General features: G+C 70.7%; 19 protein-coding genes and 1 pseudogene. 8 read left to right on the top strand and 12 right to left on the bottom strand.

From position 1 onward, the window contains the following. Positions 1-1164 carry a DmpA family aminopeptidase gene (locus tag Leucomu_RS10320; protein ID WP_128387168.1) on the bottom strand — a complete coding sequence of 388 codons (1164 nt, stop codon included), beginning with the start codon at positions 1162-1164 and terminating at the stop codon, positions 1-3. Positions 1165-1271: 107 nt separating this feature from the next. Between Leucomu_RS10320 and Leucomu_RS15730 the strand changes: the two are divergent. The 3 genes and pseudogenes from Leucomu_RS15730 to Leucomu_RS10310 form a co-directional block, all read left to right on the top strand. Continuing rightward, positions 1272-1799: pseudogene (locus Leucomu_RS15730) on the top strand (APC family permease); the annotation flags it as partial. Beyond that, complete coding sequence (locus Leucomu_RS15725) at positions 1685-2743, top strand: APC family permease (RefSeq protein ID WP_323368320.1); 1059 nt, start codon at positions 1685-1687, stop codon at positions 2741-2743. The pseudogene Leucomu_RS15730 and the gene Leucomu_RS15725, both read left to right, overlap by 115 nt. 114 nt (positions 2744-2857) lie before the next feature. Next, positions 2858-3457: a hypothetical protein gene (locus Leucomu_RS10310; RefSeq protein WP_128387167.1), complete on the top strand. Its 600-nt coding sequence runs from the start codon at positions 2858-2860 to the stop codon at positions 3455-3457. A 121-nt stretch (positions 3458-3578) separates the two neighbouring features. On the opposite strand, the gene hpaD is transcribed toward Leucomu_RS10310, so the two are convergent. The 6 genes from hpaD to hpaH form a co-directional block, all read right to left on the bottom strand. Continuing rightward, entirely contained in the window at positions 3579-4721 is a 1143-nt protein-coding gene (gene hpaD, locus Leucomu_RS10305) for a 3,4-dihydroxyphenylacetate 2,3-dioxygenase (RefSeq protein ID WP_017883326.1), read from the bottom strand. 82 nt (positions 4722-4803) lie between these two features. Beyond that, on the bottom strand, positions 4804-6300 hold the full coding sequence (hpaE, locus tag Leucomu_RS10300) for a 5-carboxymethyl-2-hydroxymuconate semialdehyde dehydrogenase (protein WP_128387166.1): 1497 nt from the start codon (positions 6298-6300) through the stop codon (positions 4804-4806). 45 nt (positions 6301-6345) lie between these two features. Further along, a complete protein-coding gene (locus Leucomu_RS10295) occupies positions 6346-7032 on the bottom strand; it encodes a GntR family transcriptional regulator (RefSeq protein WP_194294546.1) in 687 nt (228 codons plus the stop codon). A 2-nt stretch (positions 7033-7034) separates the two neighbouring features. Beyond that, positions 7035-8525 (bottom strand): fumarylacetoacetate hydrolase family protein, encoded by a 1491-nt coding sequence (locus Leucomu_RS10290; protein ID WP_128387164.1) that lies wholly within the window; start codon positions 8523-8525, stop codon positions 7035-7037. A 213-nt stretch (positions 8526-8738) separates the two neighbouring features. Next, a complete protein-coding gene (locus Leucomu_RS10285) occupies positions 8739-9557 on the bottom strand; it encodes an HpcH/HpaI aldolase family protein (RefSeq protein WP_128387163.1) in 819 nt (272 codons plus the stop codon). Next, on the bottom strand, positions 9542-10327 hold the full coding sequence (hpaH, locus tag Leucomu_RS10280) for a 2-oxo-hept-4-ene-1,7-dioate hydratase (protein WP_128387162.1): 786 nt from the start codon (positions 10325-10327) through the stop codon (positions 9542-9544). The genes Leucomu_RS10285 and hpaH overlap by 16 nt, the downstream gene beginning before the upstream one ends. A gap of 304 nt (positions 10328-10631) precedes the next feature. On the opposite strand from hpaH, the gene Leucomu_RS10275 reads away from it, so the two are divergent. From Leucomu_RS10275 to Leucomu_RS10255, 5 genes are all read left to right on the top strand, one after another. Beyond that, entirely contained in the window at positions 10632-12176 is a 1545-nt protein-coding gene (locus Leucomu_RS10275) for an ABC transporter substrate-binding protein (RefSeq protein ID WP_128387161.1), read from the top strand. Positions 12177-12350: 174 nt separating this feature from the next. Continuing rightward, a complete protein-coding gene (locus Leucomu_RS10270; protein WP_017883319.1) occupies positions 12351-13292 on the top strand; it encodes an ABC transporter permease in 942 nt (313 codons plus the stop codon). Continuing rightward, the gene (locus Leucomu_RS10265; protein WP_017883318.1) at positions 13289-15142 is read left to right on the top strand and encodes a dipeptide/oligopeptide/nickel ABC transporter permease/ATP-binding protein; all 1854 of its coding nucleotides are present in this window, start codon (positions 13289-13291) and stop codon (positions 15140-15142) included. Before Leucomu_RS10270 ends, Leucomu_RS10265 begins: the two co-directional genes overlap by 4 nt. Beyond that, positions 15139-16032 (top strand): ABC transporter ATP-binding protein, encoded by an 894-nt coding sequence (locus tag Leucomu_RS10260; RefSeq protein ID WP_228407069.1) that lies wholly within the window; start codon positions 15139-15141, stop codon positions 16030-16032. The genes Leucomu_RS10265 and Leucomu_RS10260 overlap by 4 nt, the downstream gene beginning before the upstream one ends. 162 nt (positions 16033-16194) lie before the next feature. Continuing rightward, the gene (locus Leucomu_RS10255; protein ID WP_128387160.1) at positions 16195-18561 is read left to right on the top strand and encodes a DEAD/DEAH box helicase; all 2367 of its coding nucleotides are present in this window, start codon (positions 16195-16197) and stop codon (positions 18559-18561) included. Between the two features lie 217 nt (positions 18562-18778). Here Leucomu_RS10255 and Leucomu_RS10250 read toward each other — a convergent pair whose 3' ends face one another. From Leucomu_RS10250 to Leucomu_RS10230, 5 genes are all read right to left on the bottom strand, one after another. Continuing rightward, positions 18779-19135 (bottom strand): nuclear transport factor 2 family protein, encoded by a 357-nt coding sequence (locus Leucomu_RS10250; protein WP_128387159.1) that lies wholly within the window; start codon positions 19133-19135, stop codon positions 18779-18781. An 84-nt stretch (positions 19136-19219) separates the two neighbouring features. Beyond that, entirely contained in the window at positions 19220-20635 is a 1416-nt protein-coding gene (locus tag Leucomu_RS10245) for an aldehyde dehydrogenase family protein (protein ID WP_017883314.1), read from the bottom strand. Between the two features lie 33 nt (positions 20636-20668). Beyond that, entirely contained in the window at positions 20669-22108 is a 1440-nt protein-coding gene (locus Leucomu_RS10240) for a multidrug effflux MFS transporter (protein WP_228407068.1), read from the bottom strand. Then, positions 22105-23154: an alpha/beta hydrolase gene (locus Leucomu_RS10235; protein ID WP_128387158.1), complete on the bottom strand. Its 1050-nt coding sequence runs from the start codon at positions 23152-23154 to the stop codon at positions 22105-22107. Before Leucomu_RS10235 ends, Leucomu_RS10240 begins: the two co-directional genes overlap by 4 nt. Then, entirely contained in the window at positions 23151-24287 is a 1137-nt protein-coding gene (locus Leucomu_RS10230) for an alpha/beta hydrolase (RefSeq protein ID WP_128387157.1), read from the bottom strand. Before Leucomu_RS10230 ends, Leucomu_RS10235 begins: the two co-directional genes overlap by 4 nt. Position 24288 lies beyond the last annotated feature (1 nt).

Here is a 24288-nt window from a genome sequence, read left to right as displayed (position 1 = left end):
TCACTCCGCGGAGAATGCGGCCCGCACCTCGTCGTGGGGCAGCGCGAAGCTCTCGTGCCCCTCGCGGCCGACCGTGTCGCGGGCTGCGACGAGCGCGTTCAGCACCGCCTCCTCGGTCGCTTCGACGACACCGGTGAAGAGGGCGTCGATGCGTCCCCACGCGACGTGCGCGAATTGCTCGACCACCGGCCCCGTCGTGCCCATCCGCGATCCGAGGGAGCCCTCATTGGCAGTCGAGAGCGCGAGGAAGATGTCGCCCGAGAAGTGGCTGCCGGTGGTGCCGGTGCGCGCGAGGCCGAGCGGTACGCGGCGGGCGAGCGCCTCGCACTGGTCGGGCAGCAGGGGCGCGTCGGTCACGACGACCACGATGACGCTGCCGGCGCCGGGAACGGCGCGGGCTCCCGAGAGCTCTCGGTCGAACCATTCGCTCGTCTCCATCGGGTTGGGCGCCCGCGACTCGCGGCCGAGGGGTCGGCCCGCGATCTTGAGCTCCTCGCGGGATCCGAAGTTCGCCTGCAGCAGCACGCCGACCGTGTACGACTCGTCGCCGATGCGCACGGTGCGCGAGGCCGTGCCGGTGCCGCCCTTGAAGCCGTAGCAGTTCATGCCGGTGCCGCCGCCGACGCTGCCCTCGGCGAGCGGGCCGCCCGAGGCCGCGTCGAGGGCCTGCTCGGCGTGCTCGGGGCGCACCGTGTCGGCGTTGATCGAGTTGAGGTAGCCGTCCCAGGTCTCGCCGACCACGGGCAGCATCCACGCGGCCGCGCTGTCGGAGTGGTGCGCAGCCATCCAGCGGTCGACGCCGCGGTGCACCGAGCCGACGGCGTGCGAGTTGGTGATGGCGATGGGCGCCTGCAGCTGCCCGGACTCCTCGATCCAGCTGCGACCGGTGAGCTCGCCATTGCCGTTGAGCACTGCGACGCCGGCGGCGCAGGGAAGGCCCGCGCGGTCGCGCCCGCGCGGAAGGATGGCGGTGACGCCGGTGCGCGCGACGACGGGCGCGTCGTCGGTGATCGTGACGAAGCCGACCTCGAGGCCCGGCACGTCGGTGATGGCGTTGAGCGGGCCGGGCGTGCCGTCGAGGGGCACGCCGAGGTCGCGGGCGCGAGGGGCGGCCCCGGCCCCCTGGTCACCCAGCGGGGGTGTCGACTCCGAAGTATTGAACATTGTTTAATCCTTCCGTTTGTGATTACACTACATTTTCGAGGCCCTAAGCGCGATCATTCGATCCGTGTTTGAAGAATGCCACGCGTCCCGATGACGAAGGAGTCGACATGTCAGCACCGTCCACCACAGTAACGGCGACGAAGGGCGGTGAGCTCGCGGCCGGGCGACTCGGCACCTGGGACATCGTCTTCTTCGTCATCTCGGCCGCGGCGCCCCTCACCGTGATCGTCAGCGGCGCGATCACCTCGTTCCGCATGGGCGGCATCGGCGCGCCCGGCGCGATCCTCTTCTCGGGCGCCGTGCTCATCTGCTTCGCGTTCGGCTTCACGGCGATGTCCCAGAGCGTGCGCAACGCCGGCGCCTTCTACGCGTACGTCTCGCGCGGCCTCGGCAAACCGGCGGGCCTCGCGGTCTCGTCGGTCACGGTGTTCGCCTATGTGGCGCTCGTCGTCTGCTTCTACGGCTTCATCGGCTTCTTCGCCGAGTTCACCTTCGCCGAGCTCTTCGGCGTCGAGCTGCACTGGGGCGTCTACTCGGTCGCGGCGGTGCTCATCGTGGGGCTGCTCGGCTACAACAAGGTCGACGTCGGCGCGAAGGTGCTCGCGGTGCTGCTCACCCTCGAGGTCGCGATCCTGCTCGTGCTCGCCGTCGCCGTGCTCGTCGACGGCGGCCCCGAGCCCGCGAGCCTCGCCTCCTTCGACCCGCAGAACGTGTTCTTCGCACCCGGGCGGGGGCGCTCTTCGTCATCGGCTTCGGCGCCTACCTCGGCTTCGAGAGCACCGCGATCTACGCCGAGGAGGCGAAGCGCCCGGAGCGCACCGTGCCCCGCGCCACCATCATCGCGATCGCGTTCCTCGGCGTCTTCTACGCCTTCACCTTCTGGATCCTCACCCTCGCGTTCGGAGCCGACGGCCTCATCGAGCTCGCCCGCAGCGACGCCTTCGAGACGCTCGTCATCGAGGGCACGGGCGAGTACGCCGGAGCCTGGGCGGCGTTCGTCATGAAGATACTCATCGTGACGAGCTTCTTCGCCTGCGTGCTCGCCTTCCACAACGCCTGCACCCGCTACCTCTTCTCGCTCGGCCGCGAGGGGCTGCTGCCCCGCGCCCTCGGGCGGTCGAGCGCGCGCAGCCAGTCGCCCGCCGTCGCGAGCATCACCCTCTCGGCGATCTCGCTGCTCGCGGTCGTGGTCGCCCTGCTGCTGCGGGCCGACCCGTTCCTCGGGCTCGCGATCTGGACCTACGCCACGGGCGTGCAGGGGCTCGTCTTCGCCCAAGCGGTCACCGCGGTGGCCGTGGTCTGGTACTTCGTGAGGGATCGCCGCGGCCACAGCGTCTGGCGCGTCGTCGTGGCTCCCGCCATCGGGGCGATCGGACTGATCATCGGCTACTTCCTCATCGTCACGAACTTCGAGGTCGTCACGGGGCTCGAGGGGCCGATTAATCAGGTGCTGCTGCTGCCGACCCCGATCCTCTTCATCGGCGGCATCGTCGTGGGCCTCGTGCTCAAGAAGCGCAAGCCCGCCTACTACGCGAGCCTCACCGAATCGGTGAAGGTCATGCCCCGGGGCGCCGAATAGGGCGCGGGATCGCCGGCCCGTCGCCCCGCGCGGGGCGACGGGCCGGCGCGGACTCCGACGCTGCGAGCGCCGTGCTCCGGGGGTCGCGCGCTCATCTCCCGCTAGGCTGACACCATGAACGCGACCGCGCGCCGACGCCACGAACGCCGCGAAGACATCATCCGCGCGTTCTGGCGGGTCGCCCGCTCCCGCCCGCGCAAGCCGATCAACGTGCGCGCCGTCGCGGCCGAGGCCGAGATGAGCCCGGCCAACGTGCTGCACTACTTCTCCAGCCTCAACGAGCTGCAGATCACGGCGCTCGCGGGGGCGATGGAGCAGTTCAGCGAGCAGCGGCGGCGCATCATCGACCGACCCGAGAGCGCCACCGAGCGCATCTACGCCCTCATCGACGCGGGTGTGCCCGACGAGATCAGCGACGAGCTGCGCTACGTCTACGAGAGCGTGCCGATCCTCGCCGAGCACCCCGAGTACCTGCCCGCGCATCGCGCCCTCACCGAGCGCCAGATCATGCTCTACCGCACCCTCATCGAGATCGGCGCGGGCACGGGGGAGTTCGCGCTCGCGTCGCCGCCCGGCATCATCGCCCGCAACCTCGTCGCGCTCGAGGACGCCTACGACCTCTATCCGCTCGTGGGCGATCGCACGCCGCGGGAGGAGTGCCGCGCGGCCGTGCGCAGCTACGCCGAGCTCGCGCTCGGGATCGCGCCGCGGTAACCGGGGCCCTCGCACCCTCGGGCCGGCCCACGCGCGCCGTGCGGGCGACCGGGATCCGGATCCTCCCTCGCACGCAGAAAGGCCCGGGCGCGCAGTGCGCCCGGGCCCTTCGAACCGCTCCTTAGAGGGTCTCGCCGAGCTTGAAGCCCTTCACGTCGTCGCCCTCGCGGGTGTACGAGAAGCCGTCGGCGCCGATGGTCACGGCCATCTCGCTGTTGTCGGTGCGAGCCACGACGGGCTGCGGGTTGCCGTCGAGGTCGAGCACGAGCGAGGCGTCGGTGTACCACGAGGGCACGACGGGGTTGCCCCACCAGTCGCGGCGCTGGTTGTCGTGCACGTCCCAGGTGACGACCGGGTTGTCGGGGTCGCCGGTGTAGTAGTCCTGGGTGTAGATCTCGACGCGGTGGCCGTCGGGATCGCGCAGGTAGAGGTAGAACGCGTTCGAGACGCCGTGACGACCCGGGCCGCGCTCGATGTGGTCGCTGAGGCGCAGCGCACCGAGCTTGTCGCAGATCGCGAGGATGTTGTGCTTCTCGTGGGTGGCGAAGGCGACGTGGTGCATGCGGGGGCCGTCGCCACCCGTGGCGGCGGTGTCGTGCACGGTCGGCTTGCGGCGCAGCCAGGCGGCGTAGACGGTGCCCTCGTTGTCCTGGATGTCCTCGGTCACGCGGAAGCCGAGATCCTGGTAGTGGCGCACCGCGCGGGGCACATCGGGGGTGACCTGGTTGAAGTGGTCGAGGCGAACGAGCTCGCCCGGCTTCTGCAGGTCGTAGCGCCACGAGAGACGCTCGACGTGCTCGGTCTGGTAGAAGAACTCGTAGGGGAAGCCGAGCGGATCGACCACGCGCACCGAGTCGCCGATGCCCTTCACGAAGCCGTTCTCGTTGCGGCGCACGTCGCAGCCGAGCTCCTCGTAGAAGGCGACGGCCTTGTCGAGATCCTCGGGGGTGCGCACGCGGTACGAGAACGCGGCGACGGCCGCGACCGGGCCCTTGCGCAGCACGAGGTTGTGGTGGATGAACTCCTCGGTGGAGCGGAGGTAGATGACCTCGTCGTCCTCGTCGGTCACGTACAGGCCGAGCACGTCGACGTAGAACTTGCGCGATGCGGCGAGGTCGGTGACGACGAGCTCCATGTAGGCGCAGCGCAGGATGTCGGGAGCCTCGGCCTGGGGTGTGGTGATCGGGTTGTCGCTCTCGATCGGGGCCTCCTGGGTGACCCAGAAACCCGAGGAGGTCTTGTCGCTTTCGTTGAGTTTTGCCATGAGTGAGCGTCCTTGCTGTGTGGGGGAGGGGGAGGGGCGGGATCCGGGCCCCGCACGGGGAGGGACCCGGATCCCAGGGGGGTTACTTGCCGGCGCCGAACCTGGGGCTGTGCGCCTCGTTGAGGGTGATGTGCACGGCCTGCTGATCGGTGTAGAAGTCGATCGAGCGGTAGCCGCCCTCGTGGCCGAGGCCCGAGGCCTTCACGCCGCCGAACGGGGTGCGCAGGTCGCGCACGTTGTTCGAGTTGAGCCACACCATGCCCGCCTCGACCGCCTGCGCGAAGTTGTGGGCGCGCTTCAGGTTCGAGGTCCAGATGTAGGCCGCGAGACCGTACTTGGTGTTGTTGGCGAGCTCGAGCGCCTCTTCGTCGGTGTCGAAGGGCGTGATCGCGACGACGGGGCCGAAGATCTCCTCCTGGAAGATGCGGGCGTCGGGCTTCACGTCGGCGAACACGGTCGGGGCGACGTAGTTGCCCGTGGGGAAGCCCTCGGGGCGGCCGCCGCCGGCGACGAGGCGGCCCTCGCCCTTGCCGATCTCGACGTAGCTCATGACCTTCTCGTAGTGCTCGGGGTGCACGAGCGCGCCGACCTCGGTCTTGGGGTCGCTCGGCAGGCCCACGACCACGTTCTTCGCGCGCTCGGCGTAGCGCTCCACGAACTCGTCGTAGACGTCGCGCTGCACGAGGATGCGCGAGCCCGCGGTGCAGCGCTCGCCGTTCAGGCTGAACACGCCGAACACGGTGGCGTCGAGGGCGGCCTCGAGATCCGCGTCGGCGAACACGACCGCGGGGCTCTTGCCGCCGAGCTCCATCGAGAGGCCCTTGAGGTAGGGCGCGGCATTGCCGAAGATGATCTGGCCGGTGCGGCTCTCGCCGGTGAACGAGATGAGCGGCACGTCGGGGTGCTTGACGAGCGAGTCGCCGGCGCTCTCTCCGAAGCCCCCGACGAGGTTGAACACGCCGTCGGGCACGCCGGCCTCGCGGAAGATCTCGCCCCACAGCGACGCCGAGAGCGGGGTGAACTCGGCGGGCTTCAGCACGACCGTGTTGCCGGTCGCGAGCGCGGGGCCGAGCTTCCACGACTCGAGCATGAAGGGCGTGTTCCACGGGGTGATGAGACCGGCGACGCCGATCGGCTTGCGGTTCACGTAGTTGATCTGGCGGCCTGGCACCTTGAAGGTGTCGTCGTGCTGCGCCACGATGAGGTCGGCGAAGAAGCGGAAGTTCTCCGCCGCGCGACGGGCCTGGCCCTTCGCCTGGGTGATGGGCAGGCCCGAGTCGAAGCTCTCGAAGCGCGCGAGCTGCTCGTCGCGCGACTCCACGATGTCGGCGACCTTGTGCAGGATGCGCGAGCGCTCGCGGGGCAGCATCTTGGGCCAGGGGCCCTCATCGAACGCGCGCTTCGCTGCGGCGACCGCGAGGTCGATGTCGGCCTTCTGGCCCGAAGCGGCCATGATGTAGGTCTCGTTGGTGACGGGGTCGAGAACCTCGAACTCCTCGCCGCCGACCGAGTCGACGTGCTTGCCGTCGATGAAGTGGCGGATCTTGTCTGGCAGCCCTGCGGGCTTCTCCTGGGTCATGTTTTCGCCTCCGGTGGTGGGGTTGGGTGGGTCTGTCGGGGTGGGTCAGGCGGCCGGGGTCGGCTGCCGGTCTGGGGCGTGCTTGTGCTCTTCGGAGTGGGCGAGCACGGCTTCGAGGGTGGCGGTGCGGTGGGCCCGCGCCGTCATCTCGATGTCGAGCGCGTCGGCCTTGCTCTCGATGAGCCGCAGCAGGCGCTCGTGCTCCTCGACCGACTCCTGCGCGCGCCCCGGCACGAAGCTGAAGGACGAGTTGCGCAGCACCTTCATGCGGTTCCAGCCGCGGTGCACGAGGTCGAGGATGTGCGGGTTGGGGCAGGTCTCGAACAGCACGCTGTGGAACTCGAGGTTGAGCTCGGTGAAGCGCAGCGGGTCGAACGAGCTGAGCGACTCGCGCATCGTCTGGTTGACGGCTCGGGCGCGGGTGATCTGGTCGGCGGTGATGTGCGGTGCGGCGAGCCCCGTGGCCGCGCCCTCGACGAGCGCGAGCGTCTGCATCGTGTGCAGGTACTCGGTCTCCTTGACGAGCGAGACCTGGGCGCCGACGTTGCGCTCGAAGGTGACGAGCTGCTCGGCCTCGAGGCGGCGGATCGCCTCGCGCACCGGCACCACCGACATGTCGAGCTCGTTCGCGATGGTCGCGAGTACGAGGCGGTAGCCGGGCACGTACTGGCCGCTGTCGATCCTGCTGCGGATCAGGCGGTACGCCCGCTCGGACTTGGACTCTGCTGACACGGTTACGCCCGCGCTTCCTGCTCGGCCTCGTACTTCGCCTTCCATTCGGCGTTCATCGGGAAGAGCCCGTCGACGGGCGCGCCCTGCGCGACCTGCTCGGCGACCCATGCGTCGGCCCGCTCCTGGGCGGCGGCCTCGCGGGCCACCTCGTCGAGCAGGAACGGCGGGATCACGATGACGCCGTCGCGGTCGCCCATGACGATGTCGCCCGGCTGCACCGCGGCGCCTCCGCACGCGATGGTCACGTCGGTCTCCCACGGCACGTGCCGGCGGCCCAGCACGCTGGGGTGGGCGCCCTGCGAGAAGACGGGGATGTCGAACTCCTGCACGGCCGCGAAGTCGCGCACGCCGCCGTCGGTGACGATGCCGGCCGCGCCGCGCACCTGGGCGCGCAGGGCGAGCACGTCGCCCACAGTGCCGGTGGAGGGGATGCCGCGGGCCTCGACCACGAGCACCTCGCCCTCGTTCACGGTGTCGAAGGCGCGCTTCTGCGCGTTGAAGCCGCCGCCGTACTGCTTGAACAGGTCGGGGCGGAAGGGGATGAAGCGCAGGGTCTTCGCGGTGCCGAGGATCGTGTCGCCCTCGTGGTTCGGGTGCACGCCGTCGATGAAGATGTCGACGTAGCCGCGCTTGCGCAGTGCCGCGGAGACCGTGGCGACGGCGACGCCGTCGAGCAGCTCGCGGATCTCGTCGGTGAGGGGGCCCGCCTCGGGCTGCTCGTCGAGCGGGGTGGCGCGGCCCGCGGCGACCGCGGCCGCGTGCTCCTGCTCGCTGCCCCACGCCTCGATGCGCTGCTTGTCGTCGACGGCCGGCTTGTTGCCGAAGTCGCCGAACTCGTGGTCGCCCTGGGCGACGGTGGTGACGAGGCGGCCGGTGCTGGGGGCGCCGGGCGCGGTCGGGGCGTCGACCTCGACCTCGACGACGTCGCCGGGGATCACGACCGAGGAGCCCGCGGGAGTGCCGGTGAGGATGACATCGCCGGTCTCGAGGGTCATGTGCTGCGAGAGGTCGGCGACGAGCTGGCCGAACGAGAACTTGAGCGTGTCGCTCGTGTCGTCCTGGGCGAGTTCTCCGTTGACCCAGGTGCGCACGCGCCACTGGTCCTGGCCGATGCCGTCGGTGGGGATGGCCTTCGGCCCGATGGGCGTGTAGCCGTCGCCGCCCTTGTTGCGCACGTTGGACCCCTTGTCTGCGGCGCGCAGGTCGTACAGGCCGAAGTCGTTGGCGGCCGTGACGAAGGCGACGTGCTTCCAGCCGTCCTCGGGGGAGACCCAGCGGGCGGGTTCGCCGATCACGAGGGCGACCTCGCCCTCGAAGGCGAGCAGCTCGGTGCCGGCGGGGCGCTCGATGGTGCTGCCGGTGGGGGCGAGCGACGAGGCGGGCTTGAAGAAGTAGGAGGGGAATGCGGGGGTGCGGCCGCGCTGCGCGATCCGCGACGGATAGTTGAGATGGACGGCGATGATCTTGCCGGGGGTCTCGATTCCGTACGTCATGGCTACCTCGCTCATCTGGCTCACGCCCGAGGGGGCGATCGCTCGTTGTATTTCTTATCGTATACGATCTGGATGGATTTGGGAAGCGGGGGCTCGATCCCCCGCTTCCGAGAACCCGGAGCCCCGAACCGCTGCCTCCTCGCCTCCGCGACCGGCAGTCCGGGACTCCGCGTTTCTGGGTGTTGAACTGTGCGACCCCGCGGTGCGGAAGGGCTAGTAGCTGGAGCGCTCCGCGGTGGCGGCGCCCGCGAAGCGATCCACGACGGCCTCGGTCTGGCGGGCGAGGATCGCCACGTCGGCGCCCACCGCCACGAACGAGGCGCCCGCCTCGATGTAGCGCTCGGCATCGGCCTCCACGAAGGCGTTGACGCCGACCGGCTTGCCCGCAGAGACACCCGCGGCGATCGCGCGCAGCACCGAGTCCACCACCTCGGGGTGGTTCTGCTGGCCGAGCAGCCCCATCGACGCCGCGAGGTCGGAGGGGCCGACGAAGATCGCGTCGATCCCGTCGACCGCCACGATCCGCTCGACGTCGGCGACCGCGGTCGCCGACTCGATCTGCACGGTGAGGCTGATCGTCTCCGAGGCGCGACCGAGGTAGCCCTCGACGCGGTTCCAGCGCGCGGAGCGCGCGAGCGCCGACCCCACGCCGCGCACGCCGCCGCCGGCCGAACCGTCGGGGTAGCGCACGGCGCGCACGACCTCGGCCGCCTGCTCGGCCGAGTCGACCATCGGGATCAACAGGTTCTGCGCTCCGAGGTCGAGGAACTGCTTGATGGTGACCGAGTCGCCGAAGGGCGGGCGCACGAGCGGCGCCACCGGGTAGGCCGACATCGCGTAGAGCTGCGCGAGCACCGACTCGAGTCCGTTGGGGGAGTGCTCGGCGTCGAGCAGCACCCAGTCGCAGCCGCTGCCGGCCACGATCTCGGCGGTGATCGGGCTGCCGGCGCACGCCCAGAGGCCGATGAGCGGTCGGTCGGCCGCGTCGAGTCGTTCGCGCAGTGTAGCGGGCAGCTCTAGACGAATCGGCATGTCACCGCCCCCAGCTCGTGGTAGTCGGCGTGCACGGTGTCGCCGCGCTCCACCCACATCGGCTTGGTGAAGGATCCCGCGAGGATGATCTCGCCGGCCTCGAGGGTCTGGCCGTGCTGGGCGAGCTTGTTCGCGAGCCAGGCCACGCCGAGGGCGGGGTGGCCGAGGACGGCGCCCGCCACGCCGGAGTCCTCGATGGTCTCGTTGCGGTAGAGCAGCGCCTTCGCCCAGGTGAGGTCGAGCTCATCGACCTTCACGGGGCGGCCGCCCAGCACTATCGCGCCCATCGCGGCGTTGTCGCTGATGGTGTCGACGATCGTGCGGCCCTCGAGCTCGAGGTGCGAGTTGAGCACCTCGAGCGCGGGCACCACGTAGGCGGTGGCGTCGAGCACGTCGAAGATCGTGGTGCCGGGGCCCGAGAGCGGCTTCGAGAGCACGAAGGCGAGCTCGACCTCGATGCGCACGTTCGAGAAGCGGTCGAATTCGAGCACCGAGCCCGACTCGTAGACCATGTCGTCGTGAATCACGCCGTAGTCGGGCTCGGAGATGCCGGTGGCGACCTGCATCACCTTCGAGGTGAGGCCGATCTTGTGGCCGACGAGGCGGGCCCCGTCGGCGATGCGCCGATCCGACCACACCTTCTGAATGGCGTACGAATCCTCGATCACCATGCCGGGGTAGCGGGCGGTGAGCTTGGGAAGGATCGTGCGATCCCTGTCCGCCTGCACCAGTTCATCCGCGATGGATTCGATCTGTGACTGCTCGAGCACGAGGCCTCCGTTTCTGCGTGTGCGCGGTGCTGCGCTCTGCCGCTCCGCATCGCCTGCCTGCGATCGTATACGATTCAGCTCGATCCGCGCCAGTGGGCGAGGTCGATTCGGCCGTGTTGAATTCGTAACATTCTCGGTGCCCCGCGCGACTTGTTTTTATTGTCAACGTGCGCAGAATGAAACGCGACGGCACGCCGAAGTGACGTCCATCGCATCTGGTGGGGACTCCATTCCCGGGCTGCGCGGTGGAGTTGCAACGGCGCCTCACCCTCACCCACATCTCCGAAGACCGAGAGAAGTAGACATGATGAAGAAAACCCTCACGGGCCTCGCAGCCGTCGCTGCGGCTGCGCTCGCGCTGACCTCCTGCTCGTCGGGCGGCTCCGGCGACGGCAGCGGGGGCGGAGGCGGCGAAGGCACCGTCGTGCCCCTCAACGTCGGCAACTTCCTTGACGTGACCTCCTGGGATCCTGCGCTCGCCGACATCGGCTTCGACGGCCCCTACCTCTCCGCCATCTACGATCCGCTGGTCGTCGACAACGGCAAGGGCGAGCCCGAGCCGGCGCTCGCGACCGAGTGGGAGGTCTCCGAAGACTTCAAGACCATCACCATGGATCTGCGCACCGACGCGGTCTTCTCGAACGGCGAGGAGTTCAACGCCGAGGCGGCCGTCAAGAGCCTCGAGTACCTCAAGGAGGGCGTGCGCTCGCAGGAGGCCTACACCAAGGTCGACAGCTTCGAGGTCGTCGACGAGGACACCATCGCGATCCACCTCACCCAGCGCGACGACACGATCCTCTACTTCATGGGCCTCGGCCGCAGCTACATGATGGCGCCCGCCGCCATCGACGACGGCAGCCTCGCCACCGCCCCCGTCGGATCCGGCCCCTACACGCTCTCCGACTCGAGCGTCGCGGGCTCCGAGTACCATTTCGACAAGGTCGCCGACCACTGGGCCGCCGCCGACTTCCCCTTCGACCCGCTCGTGATCTCGCCGCTGAGCGATCCGACCGCGATGCTCAACGGGCTCGAGGGCGGCCAGTTCAACGTGATCTACGGCGACCAGACCGCCATGGACATGGCCCCCGACTACGACTGGAACGTCAGCTCCGGCGTGGCCACCTGGGTGGGCCTGCAGTTCACCGACCGCACCGGCTCGACCGAGATGGGCAAGCCGCTCGGCGACCTCAAGGTGCGTCAGGCTCTGAACTACGCCTTCAACGGCGCTGAGATGCTGGGCGCGATCGGCCAGGGCGCCGGCGTCGACACCAACCAGGTGTTCCCCGACGGCACCGCGGGCAACCTGCCCGAACTCAACGACCTCTACGCACCCAACATCGACACCGCGAAGAAGCTGCTCGCCGAGGCCGGCTACGCAGACGGCTTCGAGGTGAAGATGCCGATGGCCCAGCCGTTCCAGGCGTGGCAGGCCACCGTCGAGCAGGTCTTCGGCGAGCTGAACATCACGGTGAGCTGGGACGAGTACCAGTTCATGGACTACATGGGCAACGCTCCCACCTACCCGATGTTCATCGGCGTGATCTCGATGGACGGCAACCCGGTCGCCACCGTCGAGCGTCAGATCGTCAACCCCCAGTGGTACAACCCCACCCCGGGAGTCGACGCCTTCCCCGAGATCCAGGCCCAGGCCGACAAGGTCTTCACCGCCGAGCCCGGCGATGCCCAGACGGCCGAGATCGAGAAGCTCAACGAGCTGGTCACCGACCAGGCCTTTTACTCGGTGTGGTACCAGGCCAACAACGCCTACATCTCCACGTCGGAGTTCACCGTCACGCCGGTCATCGGCATGATGTTCCCGACGCTCCGCCACATCAACCTCGAGGGCTGAGCCGCCGACCCCGGGCCTGTCGCCCCTCTCGCCGAGAGGGGCGACAGGCCCGGGGGCGGCGATCCCGCGCCACGACAGCCGCGGGGAGCGGGATCCGCCCCTCGACCGGGCCGCGGAGCGACACGCTCCCCGCCCGCTCCGACGACTTCCCCGAAATCCGATTCAGGAGATCCGATGCTCTCATTCACGCTCAAGAGGCTGCTCTCGGGGGTGATCCTGCTGTTCGCGGTCGCGACAGGCACATTCTTCCTCGCGCACGCCGCGATCCCGGATCCCACGCTCGGCCTGCTCGGCAGCGCCGCGACGCCCGAGGCGCAGGCCGCGCTCGCGCAGAAGATCGGCACCGATCGGCCGCTGCTCGTGCAGTTCGGCGACTGGATCGGCGGCATGCTGCGCGGCGACTTCGGAGACTCCTGGAAGAACTTCCAGCCCATCGGCAAGCAGATCGCCCTCAAGCTGCCCGTCACGCTCTCGGTCGTCACCGTCTCGATCCTGCTCTCCGCAGTGCTCGGCGGTGTGCTCGGCGTGATCGCCGGCCTGCGTCCCAACACCTGGATCGACCGCGCGGTGAAGGCCGGATCCGTGATCCTCTTCGCCCTGCCCGGCTTCTGGGTGGCGCTCGTGCTCGTGATGATCTTCGCGGTGCAGCTCAAGTGGTTCCCCGCCGTTGGCTACACGGCACCCTCGCAGTCGGTCGGGGAGTGGCTGCAGTCGATCACACTTCCGGCCATCGCGCTCGCGCTCGGCGCGATCGTGATGATCGCCGAGCAGCTGCGCAACGCCATCATGCAGGCCGACCGCCAGGACTACGTGCGCACGCTGCGCAGCCGCGGCCTGCCGCCCTGGCGCGTCGTGATCCACCTGCTGCGCAACGCGGCGCCCGCCTCGCTCACGATCCTCGCCCTCATGTTCGTCGGCCTGCTCTCGGGCGCCATCGTGGTCGAGCAGATCTTCGCGCTGCCCGGCATCGGCGCCATGACCCAGGGCGCCTCCCAGAACGGCGACATCCCGATGCTGCTCGGCATCACGGTCATCACCGTGATCTTCGTCGTCATCGTCAACTTCCTGCTCGACATCCTGCTCGGCTGGATCAACCCGAAGGCCCGTGTGAAATGACCGCCCCGATCACCGACACCGTCGCCGACGCCGTCGACTCGCGCGGCGGCAGCCGCGGCACGACGTTCGTCCGCTTCCTGCGCCGCCCAGCCGGCGCCGTCACCGCAGTCGTGCTGCTGCTCATCGTGCTCGTCGCGGTGTTCGCGCCCTGGCTCTCGCCCCACGACCCGAACGCGGTCGACCTCGGCCTGACCCGCGCTCTGCCGAGCGCCGAACACCCTCTGGGCGGCGACACGACCGGCCGCGACGTGCTCAGCCGCATCATCTGGGGCACCCAGATCACGCTGTGGGGCGCGCTCGTCGCGATCGTCACCTCCCTCGTGATCGGCGTCCCCTCGGGGCTCGCCGCCGGCTACTACGGTGGCGCGGTCGACCGCATCGGCACCTGGATCAGCGACGGCCTGCAGGCGATCCCCGGCATGATCATCCTGCTGATCGTCGCCGCCGCGTTCCGCAACGACTTCACCGTGCTCATGATCACGGTCGGCGTCTTCATGGCCCCCGGCTACTTCCGCCTCACCCGCTCCACCGTCATGGCGGTGCGCGGCGAGGCCTACGTCGACGCCGCGAAGGTGGCGGGGCTCTCGGACCTGCGCATCATGGGCCGCCACGTGATCCGCGCGGTCGTCGCCCCCATCGTGATCCAGTCGGCGCTCACCGCGGGCATGGCCATGGGCATGCAGGCCGGCCTGCAGTTCCTCGGCATCGGCGGCGGCACCACCCCCGGCTGGGGCGCCGCCATGAACGAGGGCTTCCGCGTGATGCGCACCGATCCGCTGCTGCTGCTCTGGCCCTCGCTCGCGCTCGGCATCACCATCGCCGCCCTCGCCGTCATGGGGTCGACCCTCGCCGACGTGATCAGCGTCAAGACGCCCACGCTCTCGCGCCGCGAGCGCAAGCGCATCGCGCGTCTCAACGCCGAGAAGACGCCCGCCGGCGCGACCGCCACCACCACCGGTTCGATCTCGGTCGCCGCCGTCGACTCGGCGGTGCGGCTCGAGAACCTGCGCGTCAACTACGAGACGACCGACGGCGAGGTCGAGGTGGTGCACGGCATCACCCTCGACGTGTCCCCCGGCGAGGTGCTCGGCATCGTGGGCGAGTCGGGATCGGGCAAGTCGCAGACGGTGTTCTCGATGCTCGACCTGCTGCCCAAGTCCGGCTACTACACGGCCGATGCGATCTGGATCGGCGGCGAGGACGTGACCACGCTCTCGAAGCGGGATCGGGCCCAGCTGCTCGGCCACGAGATCGGCTACATCCCGCAGGAGCCGATGTCGAACCTCGACCCCTCGTACACGATCGGCTACCAGTTGATCGAGCCGCTGCGCGCCGTGCACGGCATGAGCCGGTCCGAGGCGCGCGAGCGGGCCCTTGCGATGCTCGACCGGGTCGGCATCGTCGACCCCGCGCGCGTCATGAAGTCGTACCCGCACGAGCTCTCGGGCGGCATGGCCCAGCGCGTGCTCATCGCCGGCGCGATCGCGGGCAAGCCGTCGGTGCTCGTGGCCGACGAGCCCACCACGGCGCTCGACGTGACCGTGCAGGCCGAGGTGCTCGAGCTGCTGCGCGAGCTGCAGCAGGAGTACGACATGGCGCTCGTCATCGTCACCCACAACTTCGGCGTCGTCGCCGACCTCTGCGACCGCGTGGTCGTGATGCGGTCGGGATCGATCGTCGAGATCGACGACGTGGGCCCCATCTTCGAGAACCCCCAGAGCGACTACACGCGCGAGCTCATCGCGGCGTCGCTCGACGGCGCCGAGAGCCGCGTCGAGCTCGACACCGGTCTCGACGCGCACGCGCCCGCGGCGCCCGCCGCCCACGCCACGAAGGAGCAGAACGCATGAGCGAGACGATCCAGCCGCAGGGCGTGCAGGCGCCGCAGGCGCCGGCGGCGTCCCAGTCGGCGCACGGGGAGCCCCTGCTGCGGGCCGAGAACGTGGTCGTCGAGTACGGTTCCAAGCGCAAGCCCAACCGGGCGCTCCACGAGGTCTCGCTCGAGATCGGCGCGGGGGAGTGCGTGGGTCTCGTCGGCGAGTCGGGATCGGGCAAGTCGACGCTCGGCAAGGCGATCCTCGGCCTCGTGCCCGTCGCGGGCGGCAGGATCAGCTTCGACGGTCGCGACATCACGCACCTCAAGGGCCGCTCCCGGCGCGACCTCGCCTCCGACATCCAGGTGGTCTTCCAGGACCCCTACGGCTCGCTGAACCCGATGATGACGATCGGCGACATCCTCGCCGAGCCGCTCTCCACCGCGGGCACCTCCCGGGCCGAGGCCCGCAGGATCGTCGGGGAGATGCTCGAGCGGGTGAACCTGCCGGCGAGCGTGATCGACCGCTACCCGAGCGAGTTCTCGGGCGGGCAGCGGCAGCGCATCGCGATCGCCCGCGCGCTCGTGCGCAAGCCGAGGCTGATCATCTGCGACGAGCCGGTGAGCGCGCTCGACCTCACGACGCAGGCGACCGTGCTCGACCTGCTCATCGAGCTGCAGCGCGACACCGGCGTGTCGTACCTCTTCGTCTCGCACGATCTCGGCGTCGTGCGGCGCATCTGCCACCGCGTCGCCGTGATGTACCGCGGCAACCTGGTCGAGATCGGCGACGGCGAGCAGGTGACCCGGGATCCGCAGCACCCCTACAGCCAGCGGCTGCTCGCGGCCTCGCCCGTCGCCGACCCCGCCCTGCAGGCTCAGCGCCGCGCCGAGTGGCTCGCGCTGCGCGAGGCGCCCGCCGCGTAACGCGAGCCCCTGCGGGACCGGCACCGCGGGTCCGCTGCGCGGCAGCGATCCGGGGCGCCGATCCTGCACTGCAGCGGGGCGCGCGGTGCGGGCGGGCTGGGAGCTGAGCGCGGATCCGGGGACCGCGGCGCGGCGTCGCGCGATCCGCGGTAGGATTGTATGATGACCAATTCTGAAAACGTCGACGCAGGCGAGCCCATCGAGACCGCCACCGACGTAGCCTCCACCGAGGCTGCTGTACCGGCTGAACCCCAGCCCGAAGTTCCCGCGCAGGCCGACACCCGGGCCGATACCGCATCCGAGACCGATTCCGAGCCCGAGGCGCAGGCCGATTCCGCGCCCGAGGCTGCGGCTGCGGCTGCGGCCGACTCCGCACCCGAAGCTGAGGCTGCGACCAAACCCGTCGCCGAAGCCGCTTCCGCCGAGAAGCCCGCCAAGAACGCAGAGAAGGCGCGCACCACCTTCGCCGATCTCGGGCTCGATCCCGATGTGTTGCGGGCCATCACCGACGTGGGCTACGAGAACCCGTCGGCCATCCAGGCGGCGACCATCCCCGTGCTGCTCAGCGGCCGGGACGTCGTCGGCCTTGCACAGACCGGCACGGGCAAGACGGCGGCGTTCGCGCTGCCGATCCTCAGCCGCATCGAGCCCGGCCAGGGGGTGCCGCAGGCCCTCGTGCTCGCCCCCACGCGCGAACTCGCGCTGCAGGTGTGCGAGGCCTTCGAGAGCTACGCCTCGCACCTGCCCGAGGTGCGTCTGCTGCCCGTCTACGGCGGTCAGGCCTACGGCCAGCAGCTGAGCGCGCTGCGCCGCGGCGTCGACATCGTGGTGGGCACCCCCGGCCGCATCATGGATCACCTGAACCGCGGCTCGCTCGACCTGTCGCAGATCAAGTACCTCGTGCTCGACGAGGCCGACGAGATGCTCAAGATGGGCTTCGCCGAAGACGTCGAGACGATCCTCGCCGACACCCCCGAGACTAAGCAGGTCGCACTGTTCTCGGCGACCATGCCCGCGCAGATCCGCCGCATCTCGCAGCAGCACCTGAACGACCCGCGCGAGATCAAGATCGCGGGCAAGACGCAGACGAGCGCGAGCATCACCCAGCGCTACAACGTCGTCTCCTACACGCAGAAGCTCGATGCGCTCACGCGCATCCTCGAGGTCGAGGACTTCGACGGCATGATCGTCTTCACGCGCACCCGCGGCGACTCGGAGCAGGTGGCCGAGAAGCTGCGCGCACGCGGATACTCGGCCGCGGCCATCAACGGCGACATCCAGCAGGCGCAGCGCGAGCGCACCGTGCAGGCGCTCAAGGACGGCAAGCTCGACATCCTCGTCGCGACCGACGTCGCCGCGCGCGGCCTCGACGTGGAGCGCATCAGCCACGTCATCAACTACGACCTGCCCATCGACACCGAGTCGTATGTGCACCGCATCGGCCGCACCGGCCGTGCGGGCCGCACGGGTGACGCGATCAGCTTCGTCACGCCGCGCGAGCGCCGCCTGCTCGGCGCCATCGAGAAGGCCACCAAGCAGCCGCTCACCCAGATGCCGCTGCCGCGCGTCGACGAGGTCAACGCGACCCGCCTCTCCCGCTTCGACGACGCGATCACCGCCGCGCTCGAGGAGACGAAGCGGATCGAGGCCTTCCGCGACATCATCGACCACTACGTGCGCCACCACGACGTGCCCGAGGCCGACGTGGCCGCGGCGCTCGCCGTGGTCGCGCAGGGCGATACGCCGCTGCTGCTCTCCGAGGACGACGATCGCAAGTTCGAGCGCGACCGCGCCCAGGCCGCGCGGTTCCTCGAGGACGGCTCGAGGGATCGCGGTCGGGGCGAGCGTGCCGAGCGCGGCGAGCGTGCGGATCGCGGGCCGAGGGAGCGCCGCGACGACCTGGCCATGTATCGGCTCGAGGTGGGTCACCGCCAGAAGGTGAAGCCGGGCCAGATCGTCGGCGCGCTCGCGAACGAGGGCGGGCTGTCGCGCGACGACTTCGGACGCATCCAGATCCGCGACGACTTCACCCTCGTCGAGCTGCCCAAGAAGCTGCCGGCCGAGTCGCTCGACAAGCTCGCGCAGACCCGCATCAGCGGCAAGCTCATCGAGATGTCGCTCGACAGGGGCGGATCCTACGGTGGCGGCCGCGACCGCGGTGACCGCTTCGACCGCGGGGGCCGGGGCGACCGAGGTGATCGGGGAGACCGGGGCGACCGCTCGGGCGGATACCAGCGCCGCGACCGCGATGATCGGGGCGGCTACGGCCGCAACAGCGGCGGGTACGACCGTTCCGACCGCGGCGGGTACGACCGCGGCCAGGATCGCGGCTACGACCGCAACCGCGGCTCGCGCGACGATCGCGGCGGGGAGCGCGGCGGGTACGACCGGGATCGCGGCAACCGCGGCTGGGACCGCGATGATCGCCGGGGCGGCGGAGACCGCTGGGATCGTGGCGGCAATCGCGATGGCGGCAACCGCGACGGCGGCGGCAACCGAGCCGACGGCAAGCGCAAGCCGCGCTGGTAGTGCTTCGAGAAGCTGAGGTCTGCGGCCCGGATGCTCCCTTCGGGGAGCACCCGGTCCGCAGGCGTTCGAGGCCCGTGCACGCCGCGGTGCGAGGCCTGCGGCCGGTCATGGGGCGCCTCGGGGATCCTGCTTCGGTGGAAGATCCGGCCTCGGTGAGATGGAAACCCGGGATCCGGCGTCACCGAGTCCGGGTCCCTCACCGAGGCCGTGCGAGCGCTCAGACCGTGGTGAACACCTTGCTGGTGATGCGCCACGCGCCGTCGCGCTTGATGAGCCCGAAGTGGTTGCGGAAGTCGGCGCCCAGGAAGCCCCGCTCGTCGAGCACGGCGTGCGCGACGTCGCCGGTGACGGCGATCCCGTGGATCTCGAATGAGTACTCGGGGCCCGAGGGCTCGGCCGTCGCGACGACGTTCGCCGCGAACTCGGCGCCGGTCATCGTGACGTAGTCGGGGCCGAGGTAGCCCCACATCACGGAGTTCTCGTCGAACGCGTCGCGCACGGCGTCGGCGTCGGCGGCCTTGCACCCGTCGACGTACTGCTGCACCGCGGCCTCGACGGCTGCTGCTTCACTCATGATTCCTGCTTTCGTGGTGGGGATGCGCGAACGGGCGCGGCCGCGCTCGGAAGAGCAGCCGCGCCCGTCTCCGGGAAGGGGCGATCAGCGTCCGCTGATCACCTGGGGCTCGGCGACGGCCTTCAGGCCCTCGACGCCGAACTCGCGGCCGTAGCCCGACTTCTTCGCGCCGCCGAACGGCACCATCGGGTGCAGCCCGCCGTGCGAGTTGATCCAGGTGGTGCCGGCCTGCAGGCGGCCGGCGACCTCGAGCGCCTTCGCGCGATCCTGCGTCCACACCGAGGAGCCGAGGCCGAACTCGAGCTCGTTCGCGAGCTTGATGACCTCGTCGAGGTCGGTGTAGCGGATGATCGGCAGCGCCGGGCCGAACTGCTCCTCGACCACGAGGTCGTTGTGGGGGTCGATGTCGGCGACGATCGTGGTCGGGTAGAAGTTGCCGGGGGCGTCACGGTCCGGCTCTCCGCCGAGCACCACGCGGGCGCCCGAGGCCTTGGCGGCCTCGACGAGGCGGTCGACGGTGTCGAACTGGCCCCGGTTCTGCAGCGGACCGAGCACGTTGTTCTCGTCGAGGCCGACACCCATCGGCACGTTCGCCGCCACCTTCGCGAGCTCCTCGACGACCTGGTCGTAGACCGAGTCGTGCACGTAGAGGCGCTTGAGCGCGGCGCAGGTCTGGCCGGTGTTGATGAACGCGCCCCAGAAGAGGTCCTCGGCGATGGCCGCCGGGTCCACGTCGGGCAGCACGATGCCGGCGTCGTTGCCGCCGAGCTCGAGCGTGAGGCGGGTCACGTTGTTGGCCGAGGCCTCGATGATCTGCTGGCCGACGGGCGTCGAACCGGTGAACATGATCTTGCCGATCTTCGGGCTGCGGGTGAGGGCGTCGCCCACCGTGCGTCCGGGGCCGGTGACGACGTTGAGCACACCCTCGGGCAGCACCTGGTTCATGACGGCGACGAGCGCGCGCACCGACAGCGCGGTGGTGTCGGCGGGCTTGATCACGACGGTGTTGCCCATGCGCAGCGACGGCGCGATCTGCCAGATCGAGATCATCATGGGCCAGTTCCACGGCGAGATCGCACCGACCACGCCGATGGGGCGGTAGTGCATCTCGGCATAGCCCGACTCGTCGTCGACGAGCACCTCGACCGGCAGCGGGGTTTCGGCGGCGGTGCGGGTCCACGCCACGCAGCCGCCCACCTCGAAGCGGGCGTTCGGGCCGTTGAGCGGCTTGCCCTGCTCGCGCGAGAGCAGCTCGGCGAGCGCCTCGGCCGACGCCTCGATCTTGTCGGCGGCCTGGTGCAGGTAGGCGCGGCGCTCGTCGTCGCCGAGCGCGGCCCAGGCGGGCTGAGCGGCCTCGGCCTTGTCGATCGCGGCCTCCAGATCCTCGATCGACTGCTTCTGCACCTTGCCGATCACCTCGTCGGTGGCGGGGTTGACCGAGTCGCGGGTCTCGCCCTCGGTTGCGACGACTGCTGCGAGCAGGCTTTCGTAGGTTTCCATGGATCCTCCAGGTCGAATACCGCTAGATGTCATTCAGGGTAGCTTTTCAGGCCGGCCGGGGCTTGTCTCGGGCGGTGCCCCCGTTGTCTCTGAGGGAACAGTCGGCGCGGCGCCCGTGTCGTCGTCCGTCGCAGCACCCGTACCCGGATCCACCGACGCTTCGGCCACCGGTCCTGTCGCCGTGCCCGGAAGCGACGCCGCGTCGGCCTCGGCGCGGGCTCTCGCCGAGAGCGGCCGCCCGGCATCCGCCGGGGCGAGCCGCCGCACCGCGAGCCAGCCGATGAGGGCGGCCGCGGCCGATCCCGCCGCGACGCTCGTCGCCATGGTCGCGGCAGAGCTGCCGGCGAGCGCCGACACCACCGGAGCCGCCACCGCGCCTGCGGTGAACATCGCCATGCCGAGCAGCGCCGACGCGGTGCCCGCCCTCGAACCGTGCCCGCCGAGGGCGAGGGAGGTGCCGTTCGGGCCGCCGAGCCCGGCCGCGCCCAGGTAGAGGGCGAGCAGGGCGATGAAGACGGGCGCCGGGGCGCCGAGCAGGGTCACGACGAGCAGCGCGATGGCGGCCGCCGCGCCGGCCAGCTGGCCCGTGAGGTACATGCGCGCCGTGCCGAGCCGCCGCACGAACACCCGGCTGAGCTGGGCGCCCCCGAGCTGCGAGAGCGCGTTCATCGCGAAGACGAGGCTGAAGAGCTGCGGGGTGAGACCGAACTGGCCCTGCAGCACGAAGCTCGACATCGACAGGTACGAGAAGAAGGCCGCACCGCCCAGGCACGCCGCCAGCATGAGCGCCACGAACAGCGGGTCGCGCAGCACGACCGACGCGTGCGTCACCGTCGTGCCGAGCACGCTGCCCGAGTGGTGGCCGGTCTCGGGCAGCGACTCGCGCAGCCCGAACACGGCCACGAACACGAGCGCGACGCCGATCCCGGCGAGCACGAAGAAGATGCCGCGCCAGTCCATCACCCGTGCCAGCTGGCCCCCGATCACCGGAGCGATGATCGGGGTGAGCGAGGTGACGAGCGCGAGCAGCGACAGCATCCGCGAGAGCTCGATCCCGTGGAACAGGTCGCGCGCGACCGCCATGCTGATCACCACTCCGGCCGATCCCGCGAGCCCCTGCATCAGACGCGCCGCGAGCAGCACCTCGATCGTGGGCGCCACGGCGCACACCGCCGAGAGCACCGCGAAGAGCACCACCCCCACCACGAGGGGGCGCTTGCGCCCGAAGCGGTCCGAGAGCGGGCCGGCGATGAGCTGCCCGATCCCGAGCCCGATCATGCACACCGACATGGTCGCCTGGGCGAGCGCGTCGGAGGTGTCGAGGGAGCGGGCGAGCTGCGGCAGCTGCGGCAGGTAGAGATCCATCGAGAGCGGCCCGAACGCCTCGAGCAGGCCGAGCACCAGCGTGATGCGCAGCAGCCCCATCGGCCGCGAGGGCGAGGCGCCCGCGCGCCGTCGTGCACGCGCGCTCATCGGGCGAGGATCCGGCGCCACCAGCTGTCGCGGGCGTCGTTCGCGGCGTGCGACACCACGGCGTCGGGGGAGAAGCCCGTGAAACCGTGATAGCCGCCCGACCAGACGTGCAGCTCGGCCTCGCCGCCGGCCGCCCAGATGCGGCTCGCGTAGTCGACGGACTCGTCGCGGAACACCTCGGCCGAGCCGACCTCGATGAACGCGGGCGGCAGCCCCGACAGATCGGTCGCCCGGGCGGGCGCCTGGTAGGGGTGCACGCGCTCGCCGCCGCGCTCGGCGCCGAGCGCGGCGTCCCAGCCGGTGTCGTTGTTGTTGCGATCCCAGGCGCCGATGCCGTCGTACTGCCAGGCCGACACCGTCGTGTTGCGGTCGTCGATCATGGGGCAGCCCACGAGCTGGCCGGCGATCGCGGGGCCGCCGCGATCCCGCGCGATGAGCGACACCGCGGCGGTGAGACCGCCGCCGGCGGACGCGCCCGACACCACGATGCGCGCGGGGTCGATGCCGAGCAGATCGGCGTTCTGCGCCATCCAGACGAGCGCGGCGTAGCAGTCCTCGGCCGCGGCCGGGGCGGGGTGCTCGGGGGCGAGACGGTACTCGACCGCGACGCCCACCGTGCCGAAGCGCTCGGCGAGGTCGATGAGCTCGCCCGTGCCGAAGAAGCGGGTGCCGAGCACGTAGCCCCCGCCGTGGATGCCGAGCACGCCGGGGCGCGGGGCGTCGTGCGCGCCTGCGCCGTCGTGCGCGGCGCCGGGCGCGCCGCTTCCCCGGGGCCGCACGATCGTCACCTCGATGCCGGACGATCCCGCGGGGCCCGGGATCGTGCGGTGCTCCCACTCGACCGTGCGGCCATCGGCCTGCACCTCCATCGAAGGGGTGATCGAGGCGAAGTGCGCGCGGTTCTCGAGGATGGTGTGGGCGCGCAGCGGGATGCGCTCCACGAGGTCGATGAAGAACGCGAGGCCGGCCTCGAGCTCGGGATCGTAGGGGACGCTGGCGGGACGCGCCTCGGGCTCGGCGGCCCGGTAGGGCTGCGGGGCGGTCATCGTGCGGCCCCCTGCTCGGCGGTGCCGACGGGATCCTGCGCGGTGGCTCCGGCCGCGAGCGGCTTCGGCGGGGGTGCCGCCACGGTGCCGAGCACGCGGGCGAGCCACGAGTCGCGCGACGCGAGCGCGGCGCGGGTGATCTCGGCCTCGGGCATGTACATGTCGAAGCCGTGGCAGCCGCCCGACCAGACGTGCAGCTCGGCGGGGCCGCCCGTCGCCCAGATGCGCCGGGTGTAGTCGACGTCCTCGTCGCGGAACATCTCGGCGGCGCCCACCTCGATGAACGCGGGCGGCAGCCCCGAGACGTCGTCGGCGCGCGCGGGCGCCGCGTACGCGGGCGCGCGGTCGGAGTAGGCGAGCTCCTCGCCGAGCACGCACTCCCACGCGAGCAGGTTCGCGTCGCGGGTCCAGGTGCCGATGCCGTCGTACTGCAGGCTCGACACGGTCGAGTTCGTGTTGTCGAGCATGGGGCACAGCAGCAGCTGGCCGGCGATCGCGGGGCCGCCGCGGTCGCGCGCCATGAGCGACACCGCGGCCGCGAAGGCGCCTCCGGCGCTGCCGCCCATCACGACGAGGCGGTCGGGATCGGCGCCCAGTTCGGCCGCGTGCTCGGCGACCCAGCGGGTCGCGGCGTAGTTGTCCTCGACGCCGGCGGGGTAGGGATGCTCGGGGGCGAGCCGGTACTCGACGTTCACCCCGACCACGCCGTGGCGCTCGACGAGATCGATCACACGACCGTGCTCCCAGGCGCGGTGGCCCACGATCATGCCGCCGCCGTGGAAGTTCACGAGCACGGGCAGGGGGTCGGGCCCGCGGTCGGCGGGTGCGAACACGGTGACCTCGAGCGCCGGGGCGCCTGCGGGCCCCGGGATCACGAGCTCCTCGGCGGTCACCGCGCGACCCGCGACGAGTTCGGCGCCGCTCGGGAATGCGGGGCCGAGGCCCGGCTCCCGCATCGCGGCGAGCGTCTCGCGGCTGAGACCGGGCTGCGGGGTCGCGGCCAGCGCCTCGAGCACGGGCACGATCTCGGGGTCGAAGGGCACGGGCGCGACGGTGGGCCGGCCGTGGGCGACGGGGCGGGGGGATCCCGATCCGGATTCCGCCGCCGATCCTGCTGCGACATCGGCGCTCATG

Origin of the sequence: Leucobacter muris (assembly GCF_004028235.1) — a bacterium.
Lineage (GTDB): Bacteria > Actinomycetota > Actinomycetes > Actinomycetales > Microbacteriaceae > Leucobacter > Leucobacter muris.
This window is presented reverse-complemented; position numbering and strand designations above follow the sequence as displayed.